We start from the raw sequence: 13,051 nt of genomic DNA on the forward strand, positions 1-13,051 counted from the left end.
GTCCTGATCATCTGCGCGATGTTGCTAATTGAAAACCTGTCAGCGCTCGAAGTCTGGGAGGCGCGCGGGACCGTGATCGTGGGCGTGAACATCCTTGTTCTGGCGATGTGTCATCCAGCCGTCTATGGCGTCATTCATCGCATCACACTCGCGGACTTTTGGCTGTTCCCGCGGCTGGACGGTGACTGGGATGCAGAAATCTCGTCGAACTGGCCAAGGATTCGACGAACCTATGAGGCTGCCCGCAGCAAAAAGGAGCAATTCGACGCGATGTCCGACCCGCTCGGTCCTACCGATGAAACAGACCGGGTCACCAAGGCGAAGGTGACGATCAAATCGAGCCTTTTGACGATAGAGATGCGGCTGGAACCAGAGAATTCGAAGCGCAACAGTACGACGAGGTTCGTCCGTCCGCTTTGGAACCCGCCCCTGCAGCCCGAGCTTACCTATGTCTTCCAGCAAGTCGATCCTAACCCGGTTGCTGTGACTGACGAACCCGAACATTTCGGCGCAGGCCTGCTTCACTATGATGCAGTGTCGAAATCGCTAGTCGGGCAATATTGGACGCAGCGCGCCGAACGGTCGGGGTTCAACACTGCCGGCAGGATCATGTTGACGCCGACCGGCAAAGCCTGATTCTAGTCTCGGTCACTTATCTGCTGGTCTGCCCGCCATGCGGAAGAGAAGGATTCATTCGGGGCCCATCTCTTTTCAAGTGCGTGCGTCGACGCAACGTCCGCTTTAGAGCGGTTTTCGACCGTTTTGAATCGCTGAGGGATTTCCCTCTGGTCTGATTTGTGATTCAGAATCTGTGCTGGTGAAGGAGGCCGGCATGGATGGGTCACGCTCTGTCGATGGATTTGCGCACGCGGCTTCTGGCGGCGATTGATGGCGGGCTGAGTTGCCGAGGAGCGGCGGCGCGCTTTGGGGTTGCGCCATCGACAGCCATTCGCTGGCAGGCGCAGCGTCTGGAAACCGGCAGCTTCGCTCCCAAGCCGCAAGGCGGCGACATGCGATCCCGCCGAGTGGAGGAGCGGGCGGTCGACATTCTGGCCTTGTGGGAGGCGCGCAAGGACATCTCGCTCGAAGAGCTGCGCATTGCCTTGTCCGAAGCGGGCCTGACAGTGTCAGTTGCCGGACTGCACCGCTTCTTCGCGCGGCGGGGCATGACGCGCAAAAAGACTGGGCATGCCATCGAGCAAGACCGCCCCGACGTCCTGAGGCAGCGCCACGACTGGTTCGAGAACCAGGTCGATCTGGAGCCGGAACGCCTAGTGTTCATCGACGAGACGTGGACCGCCACCAACATGACCCGCAGCCACGGCCGTTGCGCTAGAGGCGAGCGGTTGCGGATGGGATACCCGCATGGCCATCGCAAGACCACCACGCTCGTCGCGGGCCTCCGCATGAGCGGCATGGTCGCGCCGATGGTGCTGGACGGCCCGATCAACGGGGACTGGTTCGAAGCCTATGTTGCGCAGGTTCTCGTGCCGGAACTGCGGCCTGGGGACATCGTCATCATGGACAATCTCTCGAGCCACAAGCGACCTGCGGTCCGTGAGCGGATCGAGGCGGCAGGGGCAACGTTGCGCTTCCTGCCGCCCTATAGTCCCGACTTCAACCCGATCGAGAAGGCCTTTTCCCGCCTCAAGGCCATGCTCCGAAAAGCAGGCGAGCGCACCGTTAGCGGCCTGTGGGGCCTCATCGGCAGGCTCGTCGACATCTTCCAGCCCGCCGAATGTGCCAACTACTTCAGCTCGTGCGGCTATGATCCAGACTGATCGAAAACCGCTCTAAGGGTTAATCTTGCGCCCATGCGAATGGCCGACTTCGGGCGCGAAGAAGTCATTCTGATTACCTATCGCGAAATCTTGTCTCGCATCGGAATAGGGATGCGACGACGGAATAGGCGCGTCGCCCTGGCATTTCCCTTTCAAAGAGGCCGATTGCTACCAGGATGATGTCCGTTCTCCTTTCCACTGAGCCTTCCAGCGATCGAATTGTGGAAGAAGGGCGGCGGGCAGGCTGGAGACAAACGCCTTGTCCATTGGATAGTGAGGCATCGCCTCCGCAACGGCGTCGAGCAGCAGCATGCCCTGCTTCTCATCCTTAGGCCGCTTGAGCGGATTCCGACCAGCCTTCTCAGCCATCCAGAGCTTGTGTAACGCGAAATACCGTGGGTCGGGGGCCACGATACGCGCCGGCGCGTTGTCACGAGCGATGACGACATGATCAACCTGTCGTCCCAGCAGCAGCCATTCTTGCTCTGGGAGAGGGATTGGTTTGGGCTGATCCTTGCGAAACATCCCGTCGATCGTGCTGGGGGCGGCCAGGATCTCGACTTCATAGGCCTTGGCGTTGCGTGCCTGAAATTGGCGTTCGGTGTTGACGGTATAGGTCCGGTCGACAGCCTTCAGCATCATCCAGATCGACGATAGCTCGTCAGCAGGGGGCACGGCCGTCCATGCAAGATCAAAGTCGAGTGTTTCCTCCGGAACGTCGCGGATCGCGCCGCCCGCTTCGATATGATAGGCGGGCATTGCGTTCGTGCCGACCACCATGAGGTGGCTGCCGAGAAGGCAGCGTCGATCAGCTTCGCGCAGGATTTTTCCTGCTTCCGGATCGAGCATCGGTAATTGGAGTGAGCGATAGATGCGCGCGCGCTCGGCGAGCATGGTTCGGCTGGACTCTATGCGCGCTTTGACCTCCTCCTTGTCGCTCTTGTAGGCATTGAATCGCGCCTGCTTCTCTTCGTCCAACCGACCGAGGCTCTTCATATTGCCTTCCCGATCGGTGAGCTCATAGAGATAAGCGTTTCCAGACACTTCCTTGATGCGCAGGTTATATGGCATTTCGGCGAGCGCGCGCTCGGCGTCGCGCCATACCTCATATTGCTGGCGAATATTGATCAGGTTTCGCGCCTGTTCATCGCTGAACGGAGTGACAGCTTTCATATTACCCTGCTTTTTCTATTATTCATTATATGCAGGGTAAAACAGCATTTTTCAAGAGATTACCCTGCAATTGCAAATTTGTATCGAAAAGAAGGGTAAATCCGTATTTGCTCACTGGGCTTTCGATCTCGAAAAAAATATGCGGCGGCTGGCAGGGGTATGTTGCACATCGCCCACTGTCGAGGTTGAGGCGCAAACCAAGCGTAGAATCATGACTCTTCGAAGAGCGCTTTAACCTCGCTGCGTCGTGCTGCGTTATCGCGCGCCATAACGGTAATATGCGATTTTTCCCGTCGGGCTGATTTTGGGGTCTGGCGGCGCCCCCCGGTGCCGCCGGGAGACTCTCGTGACCCCTACCAAGCTGCTGATCGGCCAAATCCTTGTCGTTTTCGCGATCGTCATCGCGGGTGTGTGGGCCGCTACCCAATGGTGCGCGGCGCAGCTCGGCTATCAGCCGCAGCTTGGTCCGGCCTGGTTCGTCTTGTTCGACACGAACGTCGTAAGCGGAGGCGTGACCCCACCTTGCGGGAGTGACGCGCAGCGCCGAGTGTCCGCGCCCTGATCGTGGGGTAGGAAGCTGGTGCTATGACGATGCCATATGATGATGCTGGCACCAGCGGGGTTCAGCGCTTCGAGGTTTTCACCGGTAGGGGCAAGCGGCGGGATTGGCCGCCAGAGTTGAAGGCCTCGATCGTTGCGGAGAGCTTTTCGGGTCACGAGACGGTCTGTGCGGTGGCGCGTCGGCATGGCTTGAGCCCCACGCAGTTGTTCAACTGGCGCCGCGATCTGCGCAAGCGCCTGGAAGGCCGGGCCTGACGTTGCCGACGGCGGCTCCCGCCTTCGTCCCTGCTGTGATCGATCCGCTGCCCGCGAGCGATCCACATCCAGCTGTCAAGCATTCCGCGAAGCGGCGGCGTCCCAGGCAAGTGCGGTCGAGCTGGAGATCGACGGCGTGGCGGTGAGGATCGGCCGAGGCGCCGATGTCGGCGTGATTGCCGCGGTAATCGAAGCACTCAAGGCCACGCGATGATCGGCCCCGGTGCCGGCGCGCGCGTGATGGTCGCAACGCGTCCCGTGGATTTCCGCAAGGGGCCCGACGCGCTCGCCGCGCTGGTCGCCGCCGAGTATGGCGGCGATCCCCGGTCGGGCGTGATCTATGTGTTCCGGGCGAAGCGCAGCGACCGGATCAAGCTGGTCTGGTGGGACGGCACGGGACTCTGCCTGATGGCCAAGAAGCTGGAGTCCGGCGGCTTCAAGTGGCCGGGCATCCAGGACGGTGTCATGCGCCTCACGGCCGCGCAGCTCGGGGCTCTTCTGGAGGGACTGGACTGGCGCCGCGTCCATGGCGGGCGCCGGCCACAGGCACCGCAGATTGCTGGTTGACGGGGCGTTCTTCCGCTGATTCACTGCTCCCATGCTCGTGGAAGCGGACCTGCCGGATGATGTTGACGCGCTCCGCGCGCTCGTCCTCGAACAGGCCCGCAAGCTCGAGAGTGCCGGTGCGGAAGTCGAACGTCTGAGGGCGATCCTCGAGGCGTTTCGGCGCCACCGGTTCGGCCGCCGTTCCGAACAGCTCGATCCCGATCAGCTGCAACTGGGTCTCGAGGATGTCGAGGCGGCGCTCGCCGAGGCCGAGGTCGCCGCCGAAGCGAAGGCCGGAAGGCCTCACAGCGATCGGGTGCGCAAGACCAACCGCGGTTCGCTGCCGTCGCATCTCGAACGGATCGAGCAGGTCGTGGATATCGAGGATAAGGCCTGCCCCTGCTGCGGCGGTGCGCTCCACCAGATCGGCGAGGATGTCGCCGAGCGTCTCGATGTCGTGCCGACCACCTTCCGCGTCCTGGTCACGCGCCGACCGCGCTACGGCTGCCGCGCGTGCGAGGGCACGGTCGTGCAGGCTCCCGCACCGCCGCGTATCGTCGAAGGCGGCATTCCGACTGAGGCGCTGATCGCCCAAGTGCTGGTATCCAAGTATGCGGATCATCTGCCGCTTTACCGGCAAGCCCAGATCTACGCCCGACAGGGCATCCGGCTCGATCGATCCACCCGGCCGATTGGGTCGGCCGAGCAGCATGGTATCTACGCCCCTTGCGTGACCATATCCTCGAACAGCTTCGCCGGTCCGAGCGGCTGTTCGCCGACGAGACGACGGCGCCGGTGCTCGATCCCGGGCGCGGGCGGACCAAGACCGGGCAACTCTGGGCCTATGCCCGCGATGACCGGCCATGGGGCGGCAGCGATCCACCGATCGTCGCCTATGTCTATGCTCCGGATCGCAAGGCCGAGCGTCCTCACGCGCATCTTGGCGATTTCGCGGGCATCCTGCAGGTCGACGGCTATGGCGGCTACACCGCGCTCGCCCGGCGGCGACAGCAGATCCGGCTCGCTTTCTGCTGGGCGCACGTGCGCCGCAAGTTCTACGATCTCGCCGACACGTCGCCGGTCTCCACCGAGGCGCTGCGCCGCATCGCCTTGCTCTATGCCATCGAGGACGACGTACGCGGTTCATCCGCCGAGCGGCGCCGCGCCGTCCGGGCCGAGCGCAGCCGCGCCATCGTCGACGATCTTCACCAGTATCTTGTCGCCCGCGGCCGCCGGTCAGCGCCAAAAGCAAGCTTGGCGAGGCGATCCGCTATGCACTCACCCGCTGGGACGGCCTCGTGCGATTCCTCGACGATGGACGCATCGACCTCGACTCCAATACCGTCGAACGGTCGATCAGGCCGCTGGCTCTCAATCGCAAAAACGCCCTGTTTGCCGGCTCCGACGAGGGCGGAGATAACTGGGCCGTCATCGCGACCCTCATCGAATGCTGCAAGCTGGGCGCCATCAACCCCCACGCGTGGCTGACCGACACGCTCACCAGCCTTGCCAACGGTCATCCCATCCAAAGCGTCGGCGATCTCATGCCCTGGTTCGACGTGGCCTGAAAACACCGGTTACCGAACGTCTATCGCCCGTGGTCCATCTTTCCATGGTGGTATCACTACGACGCCTACGCGCCGGAGATATTCGATCGCGCGGGGATGATCGCCGGGGCGAGTGGGTTTCTGGGTTGCGCATCGGCCATCGTCGGATCGCTCTGGCGGGCGCGGCAATCGCGCCATGTCACCACCTATGGCTCCGCCCGCTGGGCGACCACGCGAGAGATCAGCCGCGCCGGCCTGTTCCACGATGCGGGCGTGTTCCTCGGCCGCAAGCGCGGACGCTATCTGCGCCATGATGGCCCCGAGCATGTTATGGCTTTCGCCCCAACGCGCAGCGGCAAGGGCGTTGGGCTCGTCATCCCGACGCTGCTGAGTTGGACCCGTTCGGCGGTCATCCACGACATCAAGGGTGAGAACTGGCAGCTTACCGCAGGCTGGCGAGCGCAGTTTAGTCACGTGCTGCTGTTCAATCCGACCGATCCTCGGTCCGCCAAATATAACCCCCTGTTGGAAGTCCGTCGCGGCGATAACGAGGTTCGCGACGTTCAGAATATCGCCGATATTTTGGTCGACCCCGAAGGCGCGCTCGAACGTCGAAATCACTGGGAAAAAACCTCCCACAGTCTGCTGGTCGGCGCGATCCTCCACATCCTTTATGCGGAGGAGGAAAAGACGCTCGCGCGCGTCGCGACCTTCCTGTCCGATCCGCAGCGCCCGTTCACCGCGACGCTGCGCCGGATGATGACGACCAATCATCTCGGCACCAAGGAAGCGCCACAGGTTCACCCGGTCGTCGCATCGGCGGCGCGCGAGGTTCTGAACAAATCGGAGAACGAGCGCAGCGGCGTCCTCTCCACCGCGATGTCGTTTCTTGGTCTCTATCGCGACCCGACCGTCGCGGCGGTCACATCGCGCTGCGACTGGCGCATCGCCGATCTTGTCGAGGCCGACCATCCTGCCTCGCTCTATCTGGTCATTCCGCCGTCGGATATTTCGCGGACAAAGCCTCTCGTTCGCCTCGTTCTCAATCAAATCGGGCGTCGGCTGACCGAGAAGCTCGACGCTGACCCAACGCAGGGGCGCAAGCATCAGCTTTTGATGATGCTCGATGAGTTCCCGGCGCTGGGCCGTCTGGACTTCTTCGAGAGTTCGCTTGCCTTCATGGCCGGCTACGGCGTCCGCGCTTTCCTGATCGCCCAGTCGCTCAATCAAATCGAAAAGGCATACGGCGAGCATAATAGCATTATCGACAACTGCCACGTCCGCATTGCCTTCGCGACCAACGACGAGCGGACCGGCGGCCGCATTTCCAATGCGCTCGGGGTCGCCACCGAACAGCGCGCGATGCGGAACTATGCGGGCCATCGCCTCGCGCCCTGGCTCGCGCATGTCATGGTCAGCCGGCAGGAGACGGCGCGCCCGCTTTTGACGCAGGGCGAGGTGATGCAGCTTCCGCCCGCTGATGAACTGGTGCTGGTGTCGGGTATGGCGCCGATCCGGGCGAAGAAGCTGCAATATTACAAGGATGCCAATTTCCGCTCGCGGCTCGTGCCGCCGCCCGCGCTTGCGATCGGCGACTATCCCGACCGCCCGCAGGGCCGTCCCGACGGCTGGACCGGGCTGGTCAGCGCGCCGGATAACCGGCTCGGCAAGGCCGACGAGGACAGCGGCGCGGACGAGGACGGCGGGTTGCAGCAGCAGCGGCATCCTTCGATCGACGAAACGCCGCCGCAGGCCGAACCCGCGATGCAACTCGAACTGCCAGACCTCGAACGCGACGACTCCGACGCGGCGGCCGACAAGCGTGTCATGGACCGCGTTCGCGCTTCGCTGGTCCGCGGCCATGCGATGAATCAATCGCAATCCCAAGACCTGTTGCCGGGGCTATAGGCGATGAAGGTCCGGCAGAATCTCTATATCGACAGTGACTTGAGCGATGCGCTCGACGCGCTGGTGATCCGGCGCGGCGGCAACAAGTCGCGGATCGTCAACGAGGCGCTGCGAGATTGGCTGGCGCGCCGCGCAACCAAGGAGGTCGATGACCTTCTGAAAGTCCGGCTCGATCGCATATCGCGCGAGGTCGCGGCGGGCCGCCGCGACATGGAGGTGGTGCTTGAGGCGTTGGCGCTGTTCGTGCGCTACCAGCTCACCGTCACCGCGCCGCTCCCCGAAGCCGACGCCGCCGCGCTTGCGACCGGCAATCAGCGTTTCGAGCGATTTATCGCCCAGCTTGGCCGCCAGATCGCGGGCGGCAAGCGGACACTTGACACCCAGAACATCACCGAGGCACTGCCATGACCGACGCGCTTTCCGACGCCAATAATTCCTCTGGGCGCCGCCGCGCGATGCTGCGCACGGCGATGGGGCCAGGCATCGCGGCGGCGCTGTCCGACCCCGCGGTTATCGAGATCATGGTGAACCCCGACGGGGTGCTTCGGCTCGACCGGCTCGGCGAAGGCCGGATCGACACCGGCACGCGCTACGACCCGGCGCAGATCGAGCGCATCATTCGCCTGGTCGCGAGCCACGCGCGGACCGAGGCCCATGCGGCAGCACCTATCATATCGGCCGAACTGCCCCCGCACGGCGAAGGCGCGGGCGAAAGGTTCGAGGGCGTCTTGCCGCCCGTCAGCCTCGCGCCTTGCTTCTCGATCCGAAAGCCCGCCGCGCGCATCTATACGCTGCTCGACTATGTGAAGGACAGCATCATGCCCGCCGACACGGCGCGGCTCTTGTCGATGGCGGTTGTCGAGCGCCGCAATATCCTTGTCGCGGGCGGCACCTCATCGGGCAAGACGACGCTTGCCAACGCGCTGCTCGCGGAAATGGCGGGCCTCGACGAGCGCGTTATCATCATCGAGGACACGCGCGAACTGCAATGCGCCGCGTCCGATGTGGTTGCGCTTCGCACCCGCGCGATCGGCCCGAGCGGAACCGGCGCTGTCACGATGGCCGACCTTGTGCGCTCGACGCTGCGCCTTCGGCCCGACCGCATCATTGTCGGCGAGGTGCGCGGGCGCGAGGCGCTGGACATGCTCAAGGCCTGGAACACCGGCCACCCCGGGGGCATCGCGACGGTCCACGCGAACAGCGCGGGCGCCGCGCTCTATCGGCTCGAACAGCTTGTTCAGGAAAGCGTCGTCACCGTCCCGCGTCGGCTGATCGCCGAGGCGATCGACATGATCGTGTTCATATCCGGTCGCGGTCTCGCGCGCCGCGTCGATGGCGCCGTGCGCGTCACCGGCCTCGACGCGCAGGGCGGTTACGCCGTTCGCGACCTCACCCCCGACACCGCCATCTTTGAAGGAGAATGACATGCGCCTGTCCCGCGTCCGCCAGCCCCATAAGATCGTAACCGCCGCCGCTGCCGCCATGCTCGGCCTTTCTGTCACCGCCGCCGCGCAGGCCGCCGGGTCGGGGATGCCGTGGGAGGAACCGTTGCAGCAGGTTTTGGAATCGGTTCAAGGCCCGGTCGCCAAGATCGTCGCTGTCATCATCATTATCGTGACGGGCCTCACCTTGGCTTTCGGCGAGACGGCGGGCGGCTTCCGCCGTCTGATCCAGATCATTTTCGGTCTGTCGATCGCTTTCGCGGCGTCGAGCTTCTTCCTGTCCTTCTTCTCCTTCGGCGGCGGGGCGTTGATCGCATGATCGGCGCAGGCTCGCATATCGAAGGCTTCGAGGCGCCGATGCACCGCGCCTTGGCCGAACCCCTCCTGCTCGGCGGTGCGCCGCGCGCCATCGCGATCGTCAATGGCACGATCGCCGCCGCGCTTGGCCTCGGCTTGCAGCAATGGATTGCCGGGCTGGTGATGTGGGCGGCGGGCCACACGCTCGCGGTGTTCGCCGCGAAGCGTGACCCCGACTTTGCGCCCGTCCTCGCTCGCCACCTTCGCCAGCGGGGGTATCTGACATGCTGAACCTGCGCGAATATCGCAATCGCGCCGACCGGCTTGCCGACCATCTGCCTTGGGCGGCGCTCGTCGCCCCCGGCGTTGTGCTGAACAAGGACGGCAGCTTTCAGCGCACCTTGCGCTTTCGCGGTCCCGACCTTGAAAGCGCGACGGAGGCGGAACTGGTCGCGGCCTGCGCGCGGGCGAATAATGTCCTCAAGCGTTTCGGGTCGGGCTGGGCCTTGCACTTCGAGGCCGAGCGTCGCGAGGCGCTGGGCTATCCCGACAGCGACTTTCCCGATGCCGCGTCATGGCTGGTCGATCAGGAGCGCGCGGCGACCTTCGAGAGCGCGGGCGCGCATTTCGAGAGCCTCTATTATGCGACGCTGACCTTCCTTCCGCCGCCCGATCAGGCCGACACGGCGGGCCGCGCGCTGGTCGAACGCAGCGACGATGTGAAGGGACGCGATTGGCGGCAGGCGCTCGCCGGCTTCATCGCCGAGACAGATAGGGCGCTTGATCTCTTTTCCGGCTTCATGCCGGAGGTGCGCGCGCTCGACGATAGCGAGGCGCTGACCTTCCTCCACGGCACCATATCGACGCGGCGCCATGCCGTCGCGGTCCCCGAAACCCCCATGTATCTCGACGCGATACTGACCGACACGCCGCTGACCGGCGGCCTCGAACCGATGCTGGGCGATCAGCATTTGCGGACGCTGACCATAATGGGCTTCCCGAACGTCAGTCGCCCCGGAATCCTCGACGCGCTCAATCACGAAGATTTCGGCTATCGCTGGGTGACGAGATTCCTTGCACTCGACAAGCCCGACGCGACCAAGGCACTCACCAAACTGCGCCGCCAGTGGTTCAACAAGCGCAAGTCGGTGACGGCCTTGCTCCGCGAGGTCATCTATAATCAGCCCGTCCAGCTTCTCGACAGCGATGCCGACAACAAGGTGGTCGATGCCGACCTGGCGTTGCAGGCGCTCGGCGGCGATCATGTCGCCTTCGGTTATCTGACAACGACGATCACTGTTGCCGACACCGACCGGAGCCGTGTCGAAGAGAAGGTGCGCGCGGTCGAGCGCATCGTCAACGGGCTCGGGTTCACTTGCATCCGTGAAACCGTCAACGCTGTGGAGGCGTGGCTGAGTTCGCTGCCCGGTCACGTTTACGCCAACGTCCGGCAACCGATCGTCCACACGCTCAATCTCGCGCACTTGATGCCGCTGTCCAGCGTTTGGGCGGGACCGGCGCGCAACACACACCTCGATGGCCCACCGCTTCTCTATGCCGAAACCAGCGGATCGACGCCGTTCCGGCTGTCCACCCATGTCGGCGATGTCGGCCACATGCTCATTGTTGGCCCGACCGGTGCTGGGAAATCGGTGCTGCTCGCATTGCTGGCGCTCCAATTTCGGCGCTACTCGGATTCCCAAGTCTATATCTTCGACAAGGGCTTTTCGGCGCGCGCCGCGGTGCTGGCGATGGGCGGCGCGCATCATGCGCTCGGCCTTGGCGGCGAGGACGACGCGGGCGGTAGCGGGGGTGGCCGTGCTATCGCCTTCCAGCCCTTGCACCATATCGACCGCGCCGGCGAACGGGCGTGGGCGGCCGAATGGATTGGCGCCTTGCTGGCCCATGAAATGATCGTGGTCACGCCGGAGGTCAAGGAAGCTGTCTGGTCGGCGCTGACCAATCTCGCCGCCGCGCCGGTCGAGGAACGAACGCTGACCGGATTGTCGCTGCTCTTGCAGTCGGCGCCGCTGCGTGTCGCCCTCGCGCCCTATACGCTCGAAGGGCCATTCGGGCGACTGCTCGATGCCGCTGAGGACGACCTTGCGATTGCCGATGTTCAGTGCTTCGAGACCGAGGCGTTGATGGGGCAAGCGGGCGTCGTCGCGCCGGTGCTGACCTATTTGTTCCATAGGCTCGAAGAGAGGTTCACCGGGCGGCCGACGCTGCTCATTCTCGATGAAGCCTGGGTGTTTCTCGACCATCCCCTGTTCGCGGCGCGTATCCGCGAATGGCTGAAGGTTCTTCGCAAGAAGAATGTCGCCGTGGTGTTCGCGACGCAATCGCTAACCGACATCGCGGATTCGACGATTGCGCCCGCGATCATCGAATCCTGCCCGCAGCGGATATTGCTTCCCAATGACCGCGCCATCGAGCCGCAGAGCCAAGCCGCCTATGTGCGCTTCGGCCTCAACGTGCGGCAAATAGAGCTTGTCAGCCGCGCCGTGCCCAAGCGGCAATATTATCTGCAATCGGCGCGCGGCAATCGGCTGTTCGAGCTGGGGCTAGGTCCGGTCGCGCTCGCGCTGTGCGGCGCGTCCGATCCTGACACACAGAAGCGCATCGACGCGATCCTCTCGAAAATCGACCCGCTCGATCTGGGGTGGCGCGACCCGACCGCGTTCGCGCGGGCCTTTCTCGCCGACGCCGGTCTCGAGTGGGCCGCGGACCTGCTCGCCGATTTTTCCAACCCCCAAGCCCCCCTGAAGGAGACAAGTGATGCGCATTCCCCTCAATGACCACATCGTCACCGGCCTGCTCGGCCTCGGTGCCATCGGCTCATTTGCAATCGCCATCGCCATTCCGGTCCCGCCGGCATCGGCTCAGATCAGCGTATTCGACCCGACCAATTATTCGCAGAACCTGCTCACCGCCGCGCGCACGCTCCAGCAGATCAATCAGCAAATCCAGTCGCTCCAGAACGAGGCCCAGATGCTCGTCAATCAGGGGAAGAATCTGGCGCGTATCGACTTCCCGCAGCTCGACCGGCTTCGTCAGACCCTCGGCGAGATCGACAAGCTCATGGGGCAAGCGCAGGGCATCGACTTCCGCGTCGATCAACTGGGCGAGCAGTTTATGCGGCAGTTCCCGAGCAGCGTTGGCGAAGTGATGAAACGCGACCAACGCATCGCGGCGGCGAAGCAACGGCTCGACAACGAGATGGCCGCGTTCCGGCATACGATGGAAGTGCAAAGCGGTATCGTCGAAAATGTCCGCGACGACGCTCAGGCGCTCAGCGAGATCGTCGCCAAAAGCCAGGGCGCCGAAGGATCGTTGCAGGCCCAGCAGGCGACGAACCAGCTTCTCGCGCTCGCGACCAAGCAGCAATTCCAGCTCCAGACCCTGATGGCGGCGCAGTTCCGCAGCCAATCGCTCGAAGCGGCGCGGCGCGGACAGAGCGCGCGCGAGGCGCGGGAGCGGACGACCCGCTTCCTCGGTGACGGCAAGGCTTACACCCCGCGCCCGTGAGTTAGGGCGGCGC

12 protein-coding genes and 2 pseudogenes are annotated in these 13,051 nt (G+C 63.8%); 13 read left to right on the forward strand and 1 reads right to left on the reverse strand.

From position 1 onward, the window contains the following. Window positions 1-18 precede the first annotated feature (18 nt). Window positions 19-636, forward strand: a complete 618-nt coding sequence (locus tag AC2S9W_RS12125; protein WP_486570929.1) for a hypothetical protein — start codon at window positions 19-21, stop codon at window positions 634-636. Between the two features lie 200 nt (window positions 637-836). Beyond that, the gene (locus AC2S9W_RS12130; RefSeq protein ID WP_486570737.1) at window positions 837-1,781 is read left to right on the forward strand and encodes an IS630 family transposase; all 945 of its coding nucleotides are present in this window, start codon (window positions 837-839) and stop codon (window positions 1,779-1,781) included. A 168-nt stretch (window positions 1,782-1,949) separates the two neighbouring features. Here AC2S9W_RS12130 and AC2S9W_RS12135 read toward each other — a convergent pair whose 3' ends face one another. Continuing rightward, window positions 1,950-2,954, reverse strand: a complete 1,005-nt coding sequence (locus AC2S9W_RS12135) for a GSU2403 family nucleotidyltransferase fold protein (RefSeq protein WP_486570930.1) — start codon at window positions 2,952-2,954, stop codon at window positions 1,950-1,952. A gap of 346 nt (window positions 2,955-3,300) precedes the next feature. On the opposite strand from AC2S9W_RS12135, the gene AC2S9W_RS12140 reads away from it, so the two are divergent. The 11 genes and pseudogenes from AC2S9W_RS12140 to trbJ all read left to right on the forward strand — a co-directional run bounded on the left by AC2S9W_RS12140 (window position 3,301) and on the right by trbJ (window position 13,038). Beyond that, window positions 3,301-3,516 (forward strand): hypothetical protein, encoded by a 216-nt coding sequence (locus AC2S9W_RS12140; protein WP_486572108.1) that lies wholly within the window; start codon window positions 3,301-3,303, stop codon window positions 3,514-3,516. A 23-nt stretch (window positions 3,517-3,539) separates the two neighbouring features. Next, window positions 3,540-3,770 carry a transposase gene (locus AC2S9W_RS12145; RefSeq protein ID WP_486570931.1) on the forward strand — a complete coding sequence of 77 codons (231 nt, stop codon included), beginning with the start codon at window positions 3,540-3,542 and terminating at the stop codon, window positions 3,768-3,770. A 210-nt stretch (window positions 3,771-3,980) separates the two neighbouring features. Next, complete coding sequence (gene tnpB / locus AC2S9W_RS12150; RefSeq protein WP_486570932.1) at window positions 3,981-4,337, forward strand: IS66 family insertion sequence element accessory protein TnpB; 357 nt, start codon at window positions 3,981-3,983, stop codon at window positions 4,335-4,337. Window positions 4,338-4,368: 31 nt separating this feature from the next. Beyond that, a pseudogene (tnpC, locus tag AC2S9W_RS12155) lies at window positions 4,369-5,884 on the forward strand (IS66 family transposase). An 18-nt stretch (window positions 5,885-5,902) separates the two neighbouring features. Further along, window positions 5,903-7,771 (forward strand): annotated as a pseudogene (locus AC2S9W_RS12160) (conjugal transfer protein TraG); the annotation flags it as partial. Window positions 7,772-7,774: 3 nt separating this feature from the next. Further along, on the forward strand, window positions 7,775-8,179 hold the full coding sequence (locus tag AC2S9W_RS12165; protein WP_486570933.1) for a ribbon-helix-helix protein, CopG family: 405 nt from the start codon (window positions 7,775-7,777) through the stop codon (window positions 8,177-8,179). Then, window positions 8,176-9,195 (forward strand): P-type conjugative transfer ATPase TrbB, encoded by a 1,020-nt coding sequence (trbB, locus tag AC2S9W_RS12170; protein ID WP_486570934.1) that lies wholly within the window; start codon window positions 8,176-8,178, stop codon window positions 9,193-9,195. Before AC2S9W_RS12165 ends, trbB begins: the two co-directional genes overlap by 4 nt. 1 nt (window position 9,196) lies before the next feature. Beyond that, a complete protein-coding gene (locus tag AC2S9W_RS12175) occupies window positions 9,197-9,532 on the forward strand; it encodes a TrbC/VirB2 family type IV secretion system protein (protein WP_486570935.1) in 336 nt (111 codons plus the stop codon). Next, window positions 9,529-9,801: a VirB3 family type IV secretion system protein gene (locus tag AC2S9W_RS12180; RefSeq protein ID WP_184097120.1), complete on the forward strand. Its 273-nt coding sequence runs from the start codon at window positions 9,529-9,531 to the stop codon at window positions 9,799-9,801. Before AC2S9W_RS12175 ends, AC2S9W_RS12180 begins: the two co-directional genes overlap by 4 nt. Next, window positions 9,795-12,308 (forward strand): conjugal transfer protein TrbE, encoded by a 2,514-nt coding sequence (trbE, locus tag AC2S9W_RS12185; protein WP_486570936.1) that lies wholly within the window; start codon window positions 9,795-9,797, stop codon window positions 12,306-12,308. Before AC2S9W_RS12180 ends, trbE begins: the two co-directional genes overlap by 7 nt. Continuing rightward, window positions 12,289-13,038 carry a P-type conjugative transfer protein TrbJ gene (trbJ, locus tag AC2S9W_RS12190; protein ID WP_431591512.1) on the forward strand — a complete coding sequence of 250 codons (750 nt, stop codon included), beginning with the start codon at window positions 12,289-12,291 and terminating at the stop codon, window positions 13,036-13,038. The genes trbE and trbJ overlap by 20 nt, the downstream gene beginning before the upstream one ends. Window positions 13,039-13,051 lie beyond the last annotated feature (13 nt).

The organism is Sphingopyxis sp. 550B (assembly GCF_057401805.1).

Bases quoted from the DNA above. Each gene is read 5' to 3' on its own strand.
- AC2S9W_RS12125 (WP_486570929.1), top strand. From the start codon at position 19: ATGTTGCTAATTGAAAACCTGTCAGCGCTCGAAGTCTGGGAGGCGCGC.
- tnpB (WP_486570932.1), top strand. From the start codon at position 3,981: ATGATCGGCCCCGGTGCCGGCGCGCGCGTGATGGTCGCAACGCGTCCC.
- AC2S9W_RS12180 (WP_184097120.1), top strand. From the start codon at position 9,529: ATGATCGGCGCAGGCTCGCATATCGAAGGCTTCGAGGCGCCGATGCAC.
- trbE (WP_486570936.1), top strand. From the start codon at position 9,795: ATGCTGAACCTGCGCGAATATCGCAATCGCGCCGACCGGCTTGCCGAC.
- AC2S9W_RS12165 (WP_486570933.1), top strand. From the start codon at position 7,775: ATGAAGGTCCGGCAGAATCTCTATATCGACAGTGACTTGAGCGATGCG.
- trbJ (WP_431591512.1), top strand. From the start codon at position 12,289: ATGCGCATTCCCCTCAATGACCACATCGTCACCGGCCTGCTCGGCCTC.
- AC2S9W_RS12135 (WP_486570930.1), bottom strand. From the start codon at position 2,954: ATGAAAGCTGTCACTCCGTTCAGCGATGAACAGGCGCGAAACCTGATC.
- AC2S9W_RS12145 (WP_486570931.1), top strand. From the start codon at position 3,540: ATGACGATGCCATATGATGATGCTGGCACCAGCGGGGTTCAGCGCTTC.
- AC2S9W_RS12130 (WP_486570737.1), top strand. From the start codon at position 837: ATGGGTCACGCTCTGTCGATGGATTTGCGCACGCGGCTTCTGGCGGCG.
- AC2S9W_RS12175 (WP_486570935.1), top strand. From the start codon at position 9,197: ATGCGCCTGTCCCGCGTCCGCCAGCCCCATAAGATCGTAACCGCCGCC.
- trbB (WP_486570934.1), top strand. From the start codon at position 8,176: ATGACCGACGCGCTTTCCGACGCCAATAATTCCTCTGGGCGCCGCCGC.